Here is a 17,900-nt window from a genome sequence, read left to right on the forward strand (position 1 = left end):
GGGTTGCCGCCGCCCGGCACCGCCGGACACCGCTCATACGGTCCTCGCCGTCGCGGCGGGAAAAGACTGAGCCTCTCCGACAAGGAGGTCGGATGCCAACCCGAAGAACTCTCCTGGCGGCAACCACTGCCGCAGCCGCAAGCCCCGCGCTGGCGGCCTGCGGTGAGCAGGCCGGCGCGGCCCGGATGACGCGGCAAGCACACCGCGCACCCGGCGAGAGGGTGAACCTCGTCTTCTGGACCTGGGTCCCTTTGCAGAAGGCCGTCGCCCTGTGGAACAAGCTGCACCCCGACATCCACGTCACCGTGCAGACGGTCCCGGCCAACACCTCGGGCGGATACCAGAAGATGCACGCCTCACTCAAGGCGGGCGACCCGCCCGACCTGGCGCAGGTGGAGTACTACGCGCTGCCGGAGTTCATGCTGGTACGTGGCCTGACCGACCTCACCGCGTACGGCGCCGACCGGCTCAAGAAGCACTATGTCGACTGGCAGTGGCAGCAGGGCGTCTTCGCGGGCCGGACGTACGCCATCCCGCAGGGCTCGGGACCCATGGGGTTCTTCTACCGCGCCGACCTGTACGACAATTGGGACCTGGAGGTGCCCCGCACCTGGGACGAGTTCCGGCAGGCCGCCAGGAAGATCAAGAAGCGGAGCGGGGGCGAGTCGTTCGTCACCGCTTTCCCGCCCGTCAATGCCCAGTGGTTCGCCTCGTTCCCCTGGCAGCGCGGTGCCCACTGGGTGCGCACCGAGGGCGACACCTGGATCGTGGACCTGACCGACGAGAAGACGCGCCAGGTCGCCGACTTCTGGGACGGGATGGTCCGCGACAAGCTCGTCGCTCCCCTCCAGGACTCGCAGAGCTCCTTCTTCAAGGGCCTGCAGACCGGGCAGCTCGCCGGCTGGCTCGGCGCCCAGTGGCAGGACGCCCTCCTGCGCGGCAACGCACCCGGCACCAAGGGCAGGTGGCGGGTCGCCGAGCTGCCCCAGTGGGAGAGGGGTGAGCACGCCTCGGCGAACTGGGGCGGCTCGGCGACCGCGATCCTGCAGGGCACCCGGCACCCGGCCCAGGCGCTGAAGTTCGCCCACTGGCTCAACACCGACCTCCGGAGCATCGAGCTGCTGGTGGCCGCCGGATACGGCTGGCCCTCGGCCGAGCTGGAGCTGGCGGGCTCCCCGCTGGACAAGCCCGACCCGTTCTTCGGCGGCCAGGTCTACAACGAGGTCTTCCGGACGTCGGACCGCAACGTGGACACCAGCTGGCGCTTCGCGCCCACCACCACCCAGTCCTACGCCCACATCCAGGACAACATCGGCCGCGCCGTCGCCGGTCACGGCACCCTCCAGCAGGCGCTCGCCGACGCCCAGGGCATGTTCGTCGACGACCTCCAGGCCAAGGGCCTGGATGCGAGGAGCGCCCGATGACGACCTCCGGCACCGACACCGGGCCACCGCGTCCCACCGGGACGCCTCCCACCGGAGCGCCACCTGCAGGTCGCGGCGGAGCCGGACCCGCCCGCCGCCGGCGCAGCGCCCGGCCCGACCGCAAGGCGTGGACGTTCCTCGCCCCGTTCCTCGCCGTCTATCTGTTCGCGATGATCCTGCCGATCGGGTACGCGGTCCACCAGAGCCTGCTGAAGGTCGAACGCTCCGGCCCGCTGGGCCTGGGCGAGCCGTCGGTGGCCTTCGCCGGGCTGGACAACTACGCGCTGGCGCTGGAGCAGACGGCTTTCCTGGAGAGCTTCGGCCGCGTGCTGCTGTTCGGTGCCGTCCAGGTGCCGGTGATGCTGCTGCTGGCGCTCGTCCTCGCCCTCCTGCTCGACCAGGTGAAGGACCGCTGGGCCGGGCTGCTGCGGGCCACCTACTTCCTGCCGTACGGCGTCCCCGGCGTCATCGCCACCCTGCTGTGGGGGTTTCTGTATGTGCCGGGGATCAGCCCGGTCACCGATCTGCTGGGCAAGCTGGATGTCCAGCCGGACTTCCTGGGCTACGACAATGTCCTGTGGTCCATCGCCAACATCGTGGTGTGGGAGTTCACCGGCTACAACATGCTGGTCATCGTCGCCCAGCTCAAGTCGATCCCGGAGGAACTCTACGAGGCTGCGAGGATCGACGGAGCCGGTCCGTGGGAGACGGCGCTGCGGATCAAACTGCCGCTGGTGCGTCCTGCCCTGGTCCTCACCTGCGTCTTCTCGATCATCGGCACCATGCAGCTGTTCGCGGAGCCGCTGGTACTCAAGAGACTGGCACCCGCGGTGACCAGCGACTACACACCCAACCTCAGCGCCTACTTCGACGCCTTCGGCAACGCCAATGTCCATCTGGCAGCCGCGAAGTCGGTACTGCTGGCCGCCGTGGCGATGGTGCTGTCCTTCACCTTCCTCAGCCTGGTCAACCGCAAGCGGAGGGACGGCCGATGACCGCCTCCCCGCCGGGCGGGGCGCCGCGTCCGGGCCGGATTCTGCTCGTGGCGTTCCTCGCGCTGGCCGCCTGCTACTTCCTGCTGCCCGTCTACTGGCTGACCGTCGCCGCCACCAAGTCGAACGCGGACCTCTACGGCAGCTTCGGGCTGTGGTTCGACAACCCGCGGCTGTGGCACAACCTGACCCGGGTGTTCACCTACAACGACCACATCTACCCCCGCTGGGCGCTCAACTCCCTGCTGTACGCGGGCGTGGGGGCGCTGCTGGCCACACTGCTGTCGGCCGCCGCCGGCTTCGCCCTGGCCAAGTACCGCTTCCGGGGCCGGGAGGCCGTCTTCAGGTGTGTGCTGGCGGGCGTCCTGCTGCCGTCCACGGCGCTGGCGCTGCCGCTCTACTTGATGTTCAACAAGCTGGGGCTGACCAACACCTACTGGAGCGTCCTCATCCCCAGCGTCGTCAGCCCCTTCGGGGTCTATCTGTGCCGGATCTACGCCGAGTCCGCGATCTCCGACAACCTGCTGGAGGCCGCCCGGGTGGACGGCGCGCGGGAGGAGCGGATCTTCTTCACCCTCGTGCTGCGGCTGATGACCCCGGCGCTGGTGACCGTCTTCCTGTTCCAGTTCGTGCACATCTGGAACAACTACTTCCTGCCCCTGGCGATGCTCTCCGACGACCGCAAGTACCCCATCACCCTCGGCCTGGTCACCTGGAAGGAGGCCGCCGACCGGGCGCCGGAACTGACCCAGTACACCGTCGGAGGCGCGTTCGTCTCCGTCATCCCGCTCGCCGTCGCCATGCTCGTACTCCAGCGCTACTGGCGCACCGGGCTGACCGAGGGAAGCGTCAAGGAGTAGCAGGAGGAGAAGCTCTTGAGGATCACCAGGGTGGAGACCTTCGCCGTACCGCCGCGCTGGCTGCTGTGCCGGATCGAGACCGACAGCGGGCTCGTCGGCTGGGGCGAGCCCGTGGTCGAGGGCCGGGCCCGGACCGTGCGCACCGCCGTTGCCGAACTCGCCGAGCAGTTCCTGCTCGGCGCCGACCCGCTGCGCATCGAGGACCACTGGCAGGTGATGACCAAGGGCTCCTTCTACCGCGGCGGCCCCGTCCTCTCCTCGGCCGTCGCGGGCCTCGACCAGGCCCTGTGGGACCTGGCGGGAAAGGCGTACGGCGCGCCCGTGCACCAGCTCCTCGGCGGGCCGGTGCGCGAGAGGGCGCGCGCCTACGGCTGGGTGGGCGGCGACGAGCCGGCCGATGTACGCGAACAGGTGGCGGCGCAGGTGGCGGCCGGCTTCACCGCCGTGAAGATGAACGCCTCCGGGCGCACCGACCGGCTGCCCACCCCGGCGGCCCTCGACGCGCTGGCGGCGCGCGCCGAGGCGGCCCGCGAAGTGCTGGGCCCCGACCGCGACTTCGCCGTCGACCTGCACGGCCGCTTCTCCGCGGCGGGGGCCGTCCGGGCACTGGCCGTGCTGGAACCGTACGGACCGATGTTCGCGGAGGAGCCCGTACTGCCCGAGTACACCCATCTGCTGGACCGGGTGACCGCGGCGACCACGGTGCCGATCGCCACCGGGGAGCGCCTCTTCTCCCGTACCGAGGTGCTGCCTGCGCTCCGCGCCGGGGTCGCCGTCCTCCAACCGGACCTCTCGCACGCGGGCGGCCTGTCCGAGGTACGGCGGATCGCCTCGCTCGCCGAGGTGTGGGACGTGGCTCTCGCCCCGCACTGCCCGCTCGGCCCGCTGGCCCTCGCCGCCAGCCTCCAGCTGGCCTTCTGCACCCCGAACTTCCTGATCCAGGAACAGTCCATCGGCATCCACTACAACGCCGGAGCCGAGCTGCTGGACTACGTGGTGGACCGCGAGGTCTTCCGCTTCCACGACGGGCATCTGCTCCGCCCCACCGGGCCGGGGCTGGGGGTGGCCGTGGACGAGAAGGCCGTGCGCGAGGCCGACGGCAAGGCCGCGAGCTGGCACAACCCCGTATGGCGTCACCCGGACGGATCGTTCGCCGAGTGGTGAGGTAACCCTGGGGGGTGACGAGCGGGTGGGCTGCGGCTGAAAACCTTCCACACTGGCAGGTGAGCGTTCAGCGTGGCCCCTGACAGATGTCAGGGCCGATATAGGATGCCCGCGGCCGAAGGGGGAGGCAGATCTTGGACACGGTCATCGTTCAGCTGCCGGAGCAACAGGACCACCACACCGGCGAGTTCACCGCGCGGCCGCATCTGCTGCACCTGGGCCCCGGCGAGACGGCGGACTTCGGCAGGGGCGGGCCCGACAGCCCGGTGCAGGTCCCCCTGCCCGACCCGGGCGTCTCCCGGCGGGCCGGCCAGATCACCGCGGCCGAGGACTACTGGCGGCTGTCCAACTACAGCGGGAACGTCACCTACGTGGTGGAGAACATGGAGGGCGCGGGGGAGCACATCAAGGTCGCGCCCGGCAGGCTGGGCGCGCCTGTCCCGTTCGAGTTCTCCAGGGTCGTGCTGCCCTCCCGCGACGGCGAGGTGCACTTCAAGGTGTTCGCGCCTGAGCACATGTACCTGGACGGCGGCCTGGGAGCGGTGCGGTCGGGGGAGCCGACCCAGAGCCCGTTCACGCTCGACCACACGGCCAAGTACTTCCTGGTGCTGCTCGCCCTGTGCGAGCCGCGGCTGCGCGACCCCTCCAGCGGAGCCATCCCCGGCGTCAGCGAGATCCTCGACCGGCTGCGCGCCGTGGAGTGCTGCCAGGAGCTGACGCGCTCCGCCGTCAACTACCACATCGAGTACCTGGCGACGGTGAAGCTGCGGCTGCGCAACGACGGGGAACGCGCCACAGGACCCCACCACAAACGCGCCGAACTCGTCGCCCTCGCCCTCCGCTTCGACCTCGTACGCGAAGAGCACCTCACGCTGCTGCGCCCCGCGCGGCCCGGCCGGAGCAAGAGCGGCGCGCATGACTGATGGCGACCCGGCCGGCCGACTCGACCTGCCCGTCGGCTACCGGGTGGGGGACTGGGAACTGACCGGACCGATCGGCAGGGGCAGCTGGGGCGTCGTCTACGCGGCGCGCGGCACAGCGGACGGCACCCGGGCCGCGGTCAAATTCCTGCCGACCCACCTGCTGCCGCCAGGACAGCGCGAGTCCATGGCCCAACTGGTGTGGCGCGAGGTCCGCTTCAGCCTGGAGGCCCGGCACCCCAACGTGGTGCGCACCCGCGAGGCCCTCACCGTCCACGACGCCGACCGCCCTGAGCTGGACGGCGTCACCGCGCTGGTCATGGACCGGGCCGAGGCCAGCCTCCAGGAACGGCTGACGGCGCGTGCCCGCGAGGGGCGCGCGCCGCTGCCGGACGCGGCCCGCGTTCTCGCCGGCGTCAGCGCGGGGCTCGCACACATCCACGCACGCGGCTGGGTGCACGGCGACCTCAAGCCCGGCAACGTCCTGCTGTCCTGCGACGGTGAGGTGTGGCTGGGCGACTTCGGACTCACCGCCGAACTGGACGGCACCCACGCCTATGTGCCGCCGCTCGGCTCCCTCGACCACGTACCGCCCGAGTGGTGGTCCGACCGCGAGGGCGGCCGCAGCGTGGTGCGGCCCACCGCGGACATCTGGGCGTTCGGGGTCCTGGCCCACCAGGTGCTCACCGGCGGACTGCACCCCTTCCCCGGCAGCACCCCGCGGGCCCGCGCGCTGGGCGCCCAGGCATACGCGCGCGGCAACGCCGAGCTCCGGCTGGACGGCAGCCTCCCGCAGCACTGGCGAGAGCTGATCTCCGACTGCCTGGGGCCCGACCACACCTCACGAGCGGCGCTCGACGCCGGACGGCTCGCCGACCGCGTCCGGGAACTGGAGCGCACCGGCAGGCCGCGCCCACGCCTCCTCGGCCGGCTGCGTACGGGCCGCAGGCGGCGCCTGACCGCCCTCGCCACCGCCGTCACCGTTCCGTTCGTGGCCGTCGGCACCGTCGTCCTCCTCCAGTCCGAGGACGACCGGGGCACCTCACGGGGCGGGGGAGCACCCAGCGCCTCACCGTCCGTCTCCGGCGCCATCCCCGCGGACTCCGACGTGCCCGAAAAGCTGCGGCCGGTCATCACCAGGGCGGCGCTGCAGTGCGCCGAGAAGGAGGTCACCCCCGCCCTCCTCGCCGCCATGCTGAAGGCGGAGAGCGGCTTCGACGCCGACGCCAGGCGGCCCGCAACCGACGAGTACGGCATCGCGATGTGGACCCCGTCCGTCTTCAAGGGCTGGGCCAGGGACGGCGACCGCGACGGCAGGAAGAGCTACATGTCACCGGCCGACGCGATCTCGGCCATGTCTGACTTCGTATGCTGGCTCGACCGGCAGTACAAGAAGGAGGGCATGCGCGAGAACCTGCCCGGGCTGATGGCCGCCGGGTACCGCACCAGCTCCCGTACGGTCATCGAGGCCGGGGGCGTCCCGGCACGGGTGCGGTCGCATGTGGCTCGCGTCGAGCGCTATCTGGACGACTACACCGGCTGACGGCCCGGCGGCGCACGGCAGGGCGCCGGGCCGACCCCGGCCGAGCGCGACACCAGCCGCCCCTGGCTGGTACGGGAGATGGAACTGCTGCACCCCACGGTGCGCACCGTGGTCGCCCTCGGTGCCTTCGGCTGGCACGTCCCGCGCCCCCGCCCGGCGTTCGGGCACGGCCTGCGGGTCGAACCGGCGGCCGCCGAGGGGGATGCACGCGTCGGAGAAGGTCATGCGGAGAAACTTCTTGCGTCCGCTGCCGGGGCACCCCTCAGCCGGCGGCCTCGCGCAACGCGTCCAGCACCGGGCTGATCAGCGGGTGTTCCTCCGCACCGCGCCGCACGGCCGCGAAGACCCGCCGCGTCGGCGCCGCGCCTTCGACCGGCTGCACGGCGACCCCGGCCGGCTCGGTGCCGAGCAGCGCGGAGCGCGGTACCAGGGCCACGCCCGCGCCCGCTGAGGCGAGCGCCACCACGGCGCTGAAGTCGTCGGAGAAGTGCTCCATGACCGGCTCGAAGCCCGCGTGCTCGCAGGCGAGCACCACCACGTCGTGGCACGGGTTGCCGGGGAAGGGGCCGATCCAGGTGTCCTTGGCCAGCTCGCCCAGCGGCACCCGCTCTGCACCGGCCAGCCTGTGCCCTTGCGGCAGCACCGCGTCGAACGGCTCCGCGTACAGCGGTACCCGCGTCAGCCGCGGGTCGTCAGGGCTCGGCGCGCCCCGGTACTCGACGGCCACCGCCACGTCCGTCTCCCGGTCCAGCACCATCGGCAGGCTCGCGTCCCCCTCCGCGTCCTGCACCCGTACCCGGATACCGGGCGCCGTACGGGCCAGCCGGGCGAGCGCCGGGGCCACCACGAGGCCGATCCCGGTCGCGAAAGAGGCCAGGTCCACCCGGCCCGCCGCGCCGGAGCCGTACGCGGCCAGCTCCGCCTCGGCCCGCTCCAGCTGCGCGAGGACCTCGTTGGTGTGGGCGAGCAGGATCTCCCCTGCCGGGGTGAGGCGTACTCCCTTGGTGCCGCGCTCGACCAGCCGGTGGCCGGTCTCCTGCTCCAGCGCGGTCAGCTGCTGGGAGACGGCGGAAGGGGTCAGATAGAGCGCGGCGGCAGCGGCGGTCACCGTGCGGTGGTCGGCCACCGCACGGAGGATGTGCAGCCGCCGCGCTTCGATCACGCTGCCGATTGTCCCCCAGTCGCCTTCGCGAGCTCCGCCCGGGATGCGACAAACGCGTCGACCGCCCGGTCCACGTCCTCGGTGGAGTGGGCCGCCGAGAGCTGCACCCGGATGCGGGCCTGCCCCTTGGGCACCACCGGATAGGAGAACCCGATGACATACACGCCGCGCTCCAGCAGCAGCTCGGCCATCCGCGCCGCCTCGGCCGCGTCCCCGATCATGACGGGCGCGATGGGGTGCTCGCCCGGGAGGAGGGTGAAGCCCTCCTCGGTCATCCGGCGGCGGAACAGCTCGGTGTTGGCCCTCAGCCTCTCCCGCAGGTCACCGGCCGACTCCAGCAGGTCGAGCACCTTCAGCGAGGCCGCCGCGATCACCGGCGCCAGGGTGTTGGAGAACAGATACGGGCGCGAGCGCTGGCGCAGCAGCGCGACGATCTCGGCGCGGGCCGCCACATAGCCGCCCGAGGCGCCGCCCAGCGCCTTGCCGAGGGTGCCGGTGACGATGTCCACCCGGTCCATGACGCCGTGCAGCTCGGGCGTACCGCGCCCGCCGGCGCCCACGAAGCCGACCGCGTGCGAGTCGTCGACCATCACCATCGCGTCGTAGCGCTCCGCCAGGTCGCAGATCTCGGGCAGCGGTGCCAGGTAGCCGTCCATCGAGAAGACGCCGTCGGTGACGATCAGCCGTCGCCGCGCGTCCTGCGCCTGCTCGAGCTGTTTCTCCAGGTCGGCCATGTCGCGGTTGGCGTAGCGGAGGCGGCGGGCCTTGGAGAGCCGGATGCCGTCGATGATCGAGGCGTGGTTGAGGGCGTCGGAGATCACCGCGTCCTGCTCGCCCAGCAGCGTCTCGAAGACGCCGCCGTTGGCGTCGAAGCAGGAGGAGTACAGGATGGTGTCCTCCTGGCCCAGGAAGGCCGAGAGCCGGGCCTCCAGCTCCTTGTGCACCTCCTGGGTGCCGCAGATGAAGCGGACCGAGGCCATTCCGTAGCCCCAGCGGTCGAGGGCCGCGTGCGCCGCGGCGAGCACCTCGGGGTGGTCGGCCAGGCCCAGGTAGTTGTTGGCGCAGAAGTTGAGCACCTCGCCGGGGCGGCCGCCTGCGGTCACCTCGACGGTCGCCGACTGCGGGGTGCCGATGACCCGCTCGGGTTTGTGCAGCCCGGCCGCGGTGATCTCGTCGAGGGTGGCGCGCAGCTGGTCGCGTATGGAATCGAACATGCCAGGGGTCTCCAGGAGGTGGAAGGGGTGGGGGCTCAGCAGGTCCAGTCGAGGACGACCTTGCCGCCGCGCCCGCTGGCCGCGTCGTCGAAGGCGGCGTCGAACTCGCGGTAGCCGTACCGGCCGGTGATCACGGGGGAGAGGTCGAGCCCACCCTCCAGCAGCACCGACATCGCGTACCAGGTCTCGAACATCTCCCGGCCGTAGATGCCCTTGAGCGTGATCATCGAGGTGACGATCCGCGCCCAGTCCACGGCGAACTCCTCGGTGGGGAGGCCGAGCATCGCGATCTTTCCGCCGTGGGTCATGTTGGCGAGCATGTCGCGCAGCGCCACCGGGTTGCCGGACATCTCCAGACCGACGTCGAAGCCCTCGCGCAGCCCCAGCGTCCGCTGGCCGTCGGCGATGCTCTCCCGCGAGACGTCCAGCGCGAGCGAGGCGCCGACCTTGCGGGCCAGCTCCAGACGTTCCTCGCTCAGATCGGTGACCACGACGTTCCGCGCCCCGGCGTGCTTGGCCACCGCCACCGCCATCAGCCCTATCGGGCCCGCGCCGGTGATCAGTACGTCCTCTCCGACCAGCGGGAAGGAGAGCGCGGTGTGCACCGCGTTGCCGAACGGGTCGAAGATCGCGGCGATGTCCGGGTCCACCGGGCCGCGGTGCACCCATACGTTCTCCGCGGGCAGCGACACGTACTCGGCGAAGGCGCCGTCGCGGCCGACTCCCAGCCCCACCGTGGCGCGGCACAGGTGCCGGCGCCCGGCCAGGCAGTTGCGGCACTTGCCGCACACCAGGTGGCCCTCGCCGCTCACCCGGTCGCCGGGCCGGATGTCGGTGACGTCCCGGCCGGTCTCCACGACCTCGCCGGTGAACTCGTGCCCCACCACCAGCGGCGCGGACACCGCCTGCCGGGCCCAGCCGTCCCAGTCGCGGATGTGCAGATCGGTGCCGCAGATACCGGTCCGCTCCACCTTGATCAGCACCTCGCCGGGCCCGGCCTGGGGCTCCGGCACATCGGCCAGCCACAGTCCCGGTTCGGCCTTCTGTTTGACCAGCGCCTTCACGCCACGGCTCCTGTCGTCTCGCGCCACGCAGGGCACAGGGCCGGCCGGCCCTGTGCCCTGGAACGGGATGGGGGCGGCGCTTTTCGCGCGCACCGCCGGGACGAATGTGCCGTACAGGTGCTCCAGGGTCCATCGAGGATTTCTTAACCTCGCCCGCAGGTTCCCTTCATACGCCGCGCTTCCCCGCGTACGCCGCCGGGTGCGTGCTGGACAGGGGCTGCCCCCTGCTGGCCGTTGCAGGCTGCGGGTGGTTTGTGGCTTTGGGGCCCCTCCCGGCCGAAGTCCCCCAGCCTCCGGCCGGGAGGGGCCCCCAGGGGAGCAGTTCCCCGCGCCCTTTCGGGGCGCGCCCGGTCCAGCGCCTCTTCGGGTCGCGAGGCCGGCCATTCCCGGCTATATGTGACCTATGGGCGAGAACGACAGGCGGCTCGTCCCGCCCATCTCCCCGATGACGGCCCGCACCGTCGATGTGCCGCCCCGCGCGCCCGGCCTCGCCTACGAGGCCAAGTGGGACGGCTACCGCGTACTGCTCTTCGCTCGCGCCGACGCGCCCCACCTCCAGTCGCGCCGCGGAACCGATCTGTCACCCGGCTTCCCCGACATCCTGCGGGCCGCCGCAGAACTCGGTGAGGAGGCCGTGTTCGACGGGGAGCTGGTGGTGATCGAGGAGGGAGCCGTCAATTTCTCCGCGCTCCAGTCCAGGGCCCAGCGCACCGGGCGCCGCGCCGAGGCCGCAGCCGCCGCGCACCCGGCCCACTTCATCGCCTTCGACCTGCTCCAGCTCGGCGACGAGACGACCATGGCCCGCCCCTACCGTGAGCGCCGCGCCCTGCTGGAGGAGATTTTCACCCGGCACGACCTTCAGCCGCCCTGGGCGCTGTGCCCGATGACGACCGACCCGGACCAGGCGAGCGAATGGCTCGACCCTGCCTGGGGCGCGGTCGGCGTCGAGGGCATGGTCGTCAAGGGCCTGGGCCAGCCCTACCGGCCAGGCGAACGCGGCTGGCGCAAGCTGCGCGCCCGCGCCACCGCCGAGGCCGTCGTCGGCGCGGTGACCGGCCCGGTGACCTCGCCCGACGCGCTGCTCCTGGGCCGGTACGACGCCGACGGAGTGCTCCGGCTGGTCGCCCAGAGCGCGCCCGTCACCAACGTTCTGCGCCGCGAAATCGGCCGGATGCTCACCCCCGCGGGCGCCGACCACCCCTGGACCGGGGCGCGCTTCCGCTCCGGCTGGGGCACCCGCGACATCCTCGACCACCGCTGTGTCGTCCCCGACCGGGTCGTCGAATTCGAGGCGGACGTCGCCTTCGACGAGGGCCGCTGGCGCCACCCCGTACAGGCCCGCCGCGTGCGTGCGGAGCTGCGTCCCGACCAGGTCCCGAAGTTCGGCGAGCCCGACCCGGGCTAGAACGGCGCCCCTCGGGGGCGCGGGGCTGTGTTCATGTGCGGCTCCGCCACGTGGGCGCGCGCAACCACCACTCGCCCGCAATCTGCAACGTCGAGCAAGGGGCACCCCCTGCGCAGGGGCGGGAGGAAGAGCCCGCAACCTCCCTCGGCCAAGGTCCGAGGCGGACCGCCCACGCAGGGGGAAAGCGATGCCGCGGCTGTCTGGCCCTGGCCTGCGCGCTGCCGCTGTCGTCGGTCGTCCCGGGCGCCGCCGCCCTGCTCCTCGGCGTCGGTGTCTTCGGGGTACGCCGCTGGGCCGCCGCCCGCGCGGGGCGCTGAGGGTGAGCCGCCACGGGGCGCGGTTCGGCCCGCGAGTGGGCCACCCAGGGGTATCGGGTGCCCTGTCCGGCTCAACAGCGCGCGCACGCACCCCCGGGGCGGGGCAGCGTGGAGTCAGCGCCCGCAGCCAGGTCCCGCCCGGTGGGTCAGCCGAGCGGTCCGGTTTCGGCCGTCCAACGGGGAGGACCGCTCGATCGCCGCTACGACCAGGTGCACGACCGCGTTCGGCCCGACCGCCGGGCGCGGCTCAGCCGAACAGAAGGAGTTCCCATGCGCCGCATTCCTCAGCTGTCCCGCACCGCGACCGCCCTCGCAGCCCTCACGGTGACCGCTCTGGTGCCGCTGTGCGGGGTCGCCCAGGCCGCCGCCCCGTCCGATGACCGGGGGACCACCGCTTCGGCCCCGGCGCCGTATCAGGAGGCCCGCTCCGAGGGCAGCCCGCAGTTGGTGAAGCTCGGTAACGGCAAGGGGCTCTTCGGGCTCGGCGTGCTCGGGCTCCTCTGACTCGACCCCCTGTGCCGGACCGCTCGCACCCCTCGGGAGCGGGCGGTCCGGCAGTCCGGCGGCTCGGAGGCGGCTTCACCGGCCCAGCGTGGGCGGTCGCCGGTCGGCGTGCCGCAGCACGGTACGGAGCGTCACCCCCGAGAGCGCGAGCCGCAGCGCCGTGTTGCGCAGCGCGACGGCCATGGGGCGGAACAGCCGCTGACCCAGCCGGCCGGCCCGCCGCGCGGCGGGCCGGCCGCGCACTCCGCTGACCGCCCCACGCGGACGGCCCTCTGACGAGGAGACAGCCTTCTGACGCGGAGACAGCCCGCTCACCCGGAGGAGGGAAGCGGCGCACCGGAGGGCGAAGCGGCTCGTTGCCCAGGCCGACAGCGCTCCGAGCCGAGACCTGGGGGTCACGATGCGCGCGAAGTTCTCCACCACGCTGACCGCGGGAACCCTCGCCGTCTCCGCGGCCCTGGGCGGCGCCCTCGCAGCCCCCGGCACCGCCGCCGCGGCCTCCCACCCCCACCCGAGTGCCGACCGCGGAATCGTGGCCGTCGCGCCGGCGCCACCGGCAGTCCGGGCCGAGGCGGACGAGCTGATGAACCTCCCCTACGGTGAGTTCGCGCGCGCCCCCCACGTGCCGCCGTTCAACTGGACGACGGACGGCTGCTCCGTGCCGACCGGATACGCGCCCTACAGCGAGGTCTTCCGCCCCGCCTGCGTCCAGCACGACTTCGGTTACCGCAACTACGGCGGCAACCACGAGCTGAAGCTCGACCCGACCCGGAAGACCAAGAACTGGATCGACGGCCGCTTCCGCACCGAGATGCGGCGCATCTGCGACGACAGCTACAAGACGCCGCTGCGCCACACCAACTGCGTCAACGCGTCGAGGGCCTACTACCTGGCGGTCCAGCTCGCCGGAGACTCCTCCTTCTTCTGACCTTCTGACCTCTGGCCTTCTCCGGGCTTCTTTTGGCCTTCCCCAGGTCTTCTGACCGTTCCCCGGGTCCCGGGCGCGCTGCTGGGGCATGCTCGGGCAGGGAGCCGGGGCACCGGGCCAGCGGCACGGAGGGGGACGTCGATGGGATGGCGCAGCGAGGAGTTCGGCGCGTCGCACGAGGGGTGGGCCGGAGCGCTGCTGGCCGACGGCAGCGAACCGGGGCCGGTGTACCTGGACGTCGGCAGTGGTCCCCGGATGGAGAAGACCACCGAGTGGTGGGCGTACGACGGTCGGCTGCCGTCCCGGCCCCGGGCGGCCTGGGCGCGTGCGGCGTGCACTTGCGGATGGCGGGGCGAGCAGCGCTATCCCCTCGACTGGGAGCGGTGGCGCAGCCGGGCCGGCTTCGACGACTCGGCCGCCCGCAAGGAGTGGCGCCGGCACATCCGCGAGGTGGAGCGGCGTTCGGTGCCGCTGCCCGTCGGGCTGACGGAACGGCTGGAGCAGCTGGGGGACGAGCTGTTAGCCCTCGCCGACCAGGCGCCGCTGGCAGCGGTCCGCGCCGTGGCCGAGCTGGAGCGCATCACCGTGGACGTCGGTCATCTGGCAGCCCGGAACATCCACACCGACGAAATCCCCTGGGAGGCGGCGGGCGAGGCCCTGGGCCTGAGTGAACGGGAGGCGAGATCCCGGATCATCCGCTACAGCCTGCGGCGTTGACCAGGAAGCCACGAGGGCCTCTCGCCCGTTCAGTGGGCGGTCTTTTCCTGCAGTTCGCCGGTCTGTGCGGCTTCCCGCACCGAGTGCTGGAGGGTGTCACAGGAGTGCTGGGCCTCGTCCATCAGCCGGATGGCCTCGGTGAGGAGGATGCCATAGGGGCGGGACGGGTCGCTCAGCGGCAGTGAGGTCTCGCGGGTGTTCTCGATCAAGGTCTTCCGGGTCTCCTGTGCCCTCTCCGCCGCCTGGCACAGCCTCTTGGCCTGCTGGGTGAGCTGCCGCTGTTCGATTTCGCCGAACTGGCGGGTGATCTCGGCGAGCGCCTCCAACAGCGCGGCGTAGTCCGTGAGGAACGCGCGGCTCTCCTCGCCGTCCTCGTCCTGCGGCCACTGGTCCAGCGTCCGGGTCATGGACGTGAGCTGGTGGGTGACGCGCTCCAGCGCGTCGACGAGTTCGATGTAGCCGGAGAAGTCCTCGTCCCCCCAACGGCCGGGCAGCAGCCGCCGGGGGTTGTAGTACTTGCTCTCCACCGCGGTGTGCAGCGCCGAGCGGGCCTGGGTGACCAGCGGGCCCAGCGTCGCGGCGCGCCGCCGCCAGTGACGGGTGCGCTCCTCGTCCATGTCGCCCTCGCGCAGTGCGGGATACATGTCGCTCATCAGGTCGCACTGGGAGTGGGCCAGAACATGGATGCCCTCTTCGGCGCCGCGGTAGCGCATCGGAGGCATCACGGTGAGGTTGACCAGCACGCCGATCCCGCAGCCGATGCAGACCAGCGCGAGGATCTGACCGAGCTGTTCGATCCGCTGTGTGTTGTCGGTGGCTGAGGCGTAGGTGGAGAAGGCGAAGAAGGCGGCGGTCGCCACCTGCGAGCCCTGCGAGCCGAGCCGTCCCCAGCGGCCGATCGTCATCGCGATCAGTGCGACCAGGACGAAGGTGAGCAGGTCGGGCCCGGCCAGGAAGCCCAGCGCGGCTTGCACGAACACCCCGGCCGATACCGCGCCGAGATAGCGGAGCGCCTGGAGCAGCGACTGGTAGATGGTCACCTGCATGATCAGTACGGCGGAGAAGGGGGCGAACGCCGGAGACTGGGCGGCCATCAGATTGTGGGCCACGTACCAGGAGGCGGAGGCCGCCAGGGTGCTCTTGCCGATGATCTCCAGGAGGTGGCGTTCGTGCCCCGCCGATCCCCTGGCGCGTGCCAGCCATTGCCGTGCCCGCGCAGGCCGGCTCTGGCTACGCGGTGCCCGCTCGTCGTGGGACACATCCGCCTCCTCGCTCATCGTGGTTCCCCCACCGCGTCATCGTCCGTCCTGCGAAGCCTCGGTGCTGCAACCGGGCAGGTGTCGGGGTGCCCGTTTTCCCGGTCGGTGGCGTGTGGCGGTGGTCACTGTGCTGGTTCCCGCGGGCAACGGAACGCAGTGTGCCGACGACCGTCCTGCCTGGTGTCAGCATCTTCGCTGGTGGCAGGGGAGCTGGTACTCCGTTTCGCCCCCGGTTGTTGCCAACTTGTTCATACAGGTGGCCTTCCATGGTGGCGGGTGTCCTTGACACACTCTGCCGGTCCGACGTTTCCGACCACGCCCTGTGAGGTCAGCAGACCCATGCCAGAACTCAACCGGCGCCGGTTCCTGCAGATAGCCGGCGCGACCGCGGGCTTCTCGGCCCTGTCCGGCAGCATCGAGCGCGCCGCCGCCATCCCCGCAGCCCGCCGTTCCGGCACGATCGACGACGTCGAGCACATCGTCGTGCTGATGCAGGAGAACCGGTCCTTCGACCACTACTTCGGCACCCTGAGGGGCGTCCGGGGCTTCGGCGACCCGCGTCCGGCCGCACCGACCGGCAAGCGGACGGTCTGGCAGCAGTCCGGCGGCGGCAAGGACGTACTGCCCTACCACCCGGACGCCGAGAACCTGGGCATGCAGTTCATCGCGGGCCTCAACCACGACTGGGGCGGCGGCCACCAGGCGTGGAACGAGGGCAGGTACGACCAGTGGATTCCCGCCAAGGGCACCGGCACCATGGCGTATCTGACCCGCCAGGACATCCCCTTCCACTACGCGCTCGCCGACGCCTTCACCATCTGCGACGCGTACCACTGCTCGATGATCGGCGCCACCGACCCCAACCGCTACTACATGTGGAGCGGCTACGCAGGAAACGACGGCGAGGGTGGCGGACCGGTCCTGGGCAACGAGGAGGCCGGGTACGGCTGGACGACGTACCCGGAGCGGCTGGAGCAGGCGGGCATCTCCTGGAAGATCTACCAGGACATCGGCGACGGCCTCGACGCGGACGGCAGCTGGGGCTGGATCGAGGACGCCTACCGGGGCAACTACGGCGACAACTCGCTGCTGTACTTCAACAAGTACCGCGACGCCGAGCCCGGCGATCCCCTCTACGACAAGGCCCGCACCGGCACCGACGCCAAGCGGGGCGAGGGCTTCTTCGACCTCCTCAAGGCCGACGTCAAGGCCGACCGGCTGCCGCAGGTCTCCTGGATCGCCTCCCCCGAGGCGTTCACCGAGCACCCCAACTTCCCGGCCAACTACGGCGCCTGGTACATCTCCCAGGCGCTGGACGCGCTCACCTCCAACCCGAAGGTGTGGGCGAAGACGGCGCTGCTGATCACCTACGACGAGAACGACGGCTACTTCGACCACGTCGTCCCGCCCTACCCGCCGGCCTCCGCGGCCCAGGGCCGCTCCACCGTGGACACCGCGCCCGACTACTACAAGGGCGGCGTCGCCGGCTACGAGCCCGGACCCTACGGCTTCGGCCAGCGCGTGCCCATGTTCGTGGTCTCCCCGTGGAGCACGGGCGGCTATGTGTGCTCCGAACTGTTCGACCACACCTCCATCATCCGCTTCATGGAGCGCCGCTTCGGTGTGCACGAGCCCCACATCTCGCCCTGGCGGCGCGCCCTGTGCGGCGACCTGACCTCCGCTTTCGACTTCACCCTCAAGGACACCGACCCCGCTGACCTGCCCAGCACGGACGCCTACGAGCCGCCGGACAACGAGCGGCACGACAGCTATGTGCCCAAGCCGCCGGCCAAGCCGGCGCTGCCCAAGCAGGAGGCGGGCTCCCGGCCCACGCGACCGCTGCCGTACGCGCCGCTGGTGGACGGCACGGCCCATCCGGAGCAGGGCAAGTTCACCCTCACCTTCAGCGGCGGCTCCTCGGCGGGCGCCTTCTTCCTGGTCACCTCGGCCAACCGCACCGACGGCCCCTGGACCTACAGCACCGAGTCGGGCAAGCGGCTCTCCGACACCTGGAACAGCGCCTACTCCCACGGCAGCTACGACCTGACAGCGCACGGACCCAACGGCTTTCTGCGCACCTTCAAGGGACCGGGCAAGCAGGCGGGACCCGAGGTGAGGGCACGTCACCTGGACAAGAGCGGCGACATCGAGCTCACCCTCACCAACGCGGGCGACACCGACTGCGAGCTGACGGTGACCAATGCCTACGGCGGCGCCAAGGCCACTCACAAGGTGCCGGCCGGCGGCACGGTGGTGCGCACGGTGAGCCTGCGCGCGAGCAAGCGCTGGTACGACCTGACGGTCACCTCCGACACCGGCACCGACTGGCAGCGCCGTCTCGCGGGCCATGTCGAGACCGGCGAGACCGGCGTCAGCGACCCGGCCACACTGACGGCCTGACACCTTGGCGACGGCCTGACCCCTCGA

At 71.6% G+C, this 17,900-nt stretch carries 16 protein-coding genes and 1 pseudogene; 12 read left to right on the forward strand and 5 right to left on the reverse strand.

The annotated features are described in order from the left end of the window. Positions 1 to 92: 92 nt before the first annotated feature. From JW592_RS09155 to JW592_RS33570, 7 genes and pseudogenes are all read left to right on the forward strand, one after another. Positions 93 to 1,424 carry an ABC transporter substrate-binding protein gene (locus tag JW592_RS09155; RefSeq protein ID WP_209264439.1) on the forward strand — a complete coding sequence of 444 codons (1,332 nt, stop codon included), beginning with the start codon at positions 93 to 95 and terminating at the stop codon, positions 1,422 to 1,424. Beyond that, positions 1,421 to 2,419, forward strand: coding sequence for a carbohydrate ABC transporter permease (locus JW592_RS09160; RefSeq protein ID WP_209264440.1), 999 nt, complete (start codon positions 1,421 to 1,423; stop codon positions 2,417 to 2,419). The genes JW592_RS09155 and JW592_RS09160 overlap by 4 nt, the downstream gene beginning before the upstream one ends. Continuing rightward, positions 2,416 to 3,276, forward strand: coding sequence for a carbohydrate ABC transporter permease (locus tag JW592_RS09165; RefSeq protein WP_209264441.1), 861 nt, complete (start codon positions 2,416 to 2,418; stop codon positions 3,274 to 3,276). Before JW592_RS09160 ends, JW592_RS09165 begins: the two co-directional genes overlap by 4 nt. A gap of 15 nt (positions 3,277 to 3,291) precedes the next feature. Further along, entirely contained in the window at positions 3,292 to 4,440 is a 1,149-nt protein-coding gene (gene dgoD / locus JW592_RS09170; protein ID WP_209264442.1) for a galactonate dehydratase, read from the forward strand. Positions 4,441 to 4,574: 134 nt separating this feature from the next. Further along, a complete protein-coding gene (locus tag JW592_RS09175) occupies positions 4,575 to 5,363 on the forward strand; it encodes a serine/threonine protein kinase (RefSeq protein ID WP_209264443.1) in 789 nt (262 codons plus the stop codon). Further along, positions 5,356 to 6,903: a serine/threonine-protein kinase gene (locus tag JW592_RS09180; RefSeq protein WP_209264444.1), complete on the forward strand. Its 1,548-nt coding sequence runs from the start codon at positions 5,356 to 5,358 to the stop codon at positions 6,901 to 6,903. Before JW592_RS09175 ends, JW592_RS09180 begins: the two co-directional genes overlap by 8 nt. A gap of 30 nt (positions 6,904 to 6,933) precedes the next feature. Beyond that, a pseudogene (locus JW592_RS33570) lies at positions 6,934 to 7,104 on the forward strand (uracil-DNA glycosylase); the annotation flags it as partial. A gap of 61 nt (positions 7,105 to 7,165) precedes the next feature. Here JW592_RS33570 and JW592_RS09185 read toward each other — a convergent pair. From JW592_RS09185 to tdh, 3 genes are read right to left on the reverse strand one after another with little or no spacing between them, the layout of a single operon-like run. Beyond that, positions 7,166 to 8,065, reverse strand: coding sequence for a LysR family transcriptional regulator (locus tag JW592_RS09185; RefSeq protein WP_209264445.1), 900 nt, complete (start codon positions 8,063 to 8,065; stop codon positions 7,166 to 7,168). Continuing rightward, entirely contained in the window at positions 8,062 to 9,279 is a 1,218-nt protein-coding gene (locus JW592_RS09190) for a glycine C-acetyltransferase (RefSeq protein WP_209264446.1), read from the reverse strand. Before JW592_RS09190 ends, JW592_RS09185 begins: the two co-directional genes overlap by 4 nt. A gap of 35 nt (positions 9,280 to 9,314) precedes the next feature. Beyond that, the gene (gene tdh, locus JW592_RS09195; protein WP_209264447.1) at positions 9,315 to 10,343 is read right to left on the reverse strand and encodes an L-threonine 3-dehydrogenase; all 1,029 of its coding nucleotides are present in this window, start codon (positions 10,341 to 10,343) and stop codon (positions 9,315 to 9,317) included. A 403-nt stretch (positions 10,344 to 10,746) separates the two neighbouring features. On the opposite strand from tdh, the gene JW592_RS09200 reads away from it, so the two are divergent. Beyond that, the gene (locus JW592_RS09200; RefSeq protein ID WP_209264448.1) at positions 10,747 to 11,748 is read left to right on the forward strand and encodes an ATP-dependent DNA ligase; all 1,002 of its coding nucleotides are present in this window, start codon (positions 10,747 to 10,749) and stop codon (positions 11,746 to 11,748) included. A 587-nt stretch (positions 11,749 to 12,335) separates the two neighbouring features. Next, complete coding sequence (locus tag JW592_RS09205) at positions 12,336 to 12,569, forward strand: hypothetical protein (protein ID WP_209264449.1); 234 nt, start codon at positions 12,336 to 12,338, stop codon at positions 12,567 to 12,569. A gap of 75 nt (positions 12,570 to 12,644) precedes the next feature. Here JW592_RS09205 and JW592_RS33325 read toward each other — a convergent pair whose 3' ends face one another. Next, on the reverse strand, positions 12,645 to 12,884 hold the full coding sequence (locus JW592_RS33325; RefSeq protein ID WP_209264450.1) for a hypothetical protein: 240 nt from the start codon (positions 12,882 to 12,884) through the stop codon (positions 12,645 to 12,647). 85 nt (positions 12,885 to 12,969) lie between these two features. Between JW592_RS33325 and JW592_RS09215 the strand changes: the two genes are divergently transcribed. Together JW592_RS09215 and JW592_RS09220 are read left to right on the forward strand one after the other, a co-directional pair. After that, positions 12,970 to 13,497, forward strand: a complete 528-nt coding sequence (locus tag JW592_RS09215) for a phospholipase A2 (protein ID WP_209264451.1) — start codon at positions 12,970 to 12,972, stop codon at positions 13,495 to 13,497. Positions 13,498 to 13,638: 141 nt separating this feature from the next. Continuing rightward, on the forward strand, positions 13,639 to 14,214 hold the full coding sequence (locus JW592_RS09220) for a hypothetical protein (RefSeq protein WP_209264452.1): 576 nt from the start codon (positions 13,639 to 13,641) through the stop codon (positions 14,212 to 14,214). Between the two features lie 29 nt (positions 14,215 to 14,243). Here the strand turns inward: JW592_RS09220 and JW592_RS09225 are convergent, their stop codons facing one another. Continuing rightward, complete coding sequence (locus JW592_RS09225) at positions 14,244 to 15,491, reverse strand: FUSC family protein (RefSeq protein WP_209264453.1); 1,248 nt, start codon at positions 15,489 to 15,491, stop codon at positions 14,244 to 14,246. Between the two features lie 321 nt (positions 15,492 to 15,812). Between JW592_RS09225 and JW592_RS09230 the strand changes: the two genes are divergently transcribed. After that, positions 15,813 to 17,873: a phosphocholine-specific phospholipase C gene (locus JW592_RS09230; protein ID WP_209264454.1), complete on the forward strand. Its 2,061-nt coding sequence runs from the start codon at positions 15,813 to 15,815 to the stop codon at positions 17,871 to 17,873. Positions 17,874 to 17,900: the final 27 nt, after the last annotated feature.

The organism is Streptomyces spirodelae (assembly GCF_017676385.1).
Lineage (GTDB): Bacteria > Actinomycetota > Actinomycetes > Streptomycetales > Streptomycetaceae > Streptomyces > Streptomyces spirodelae.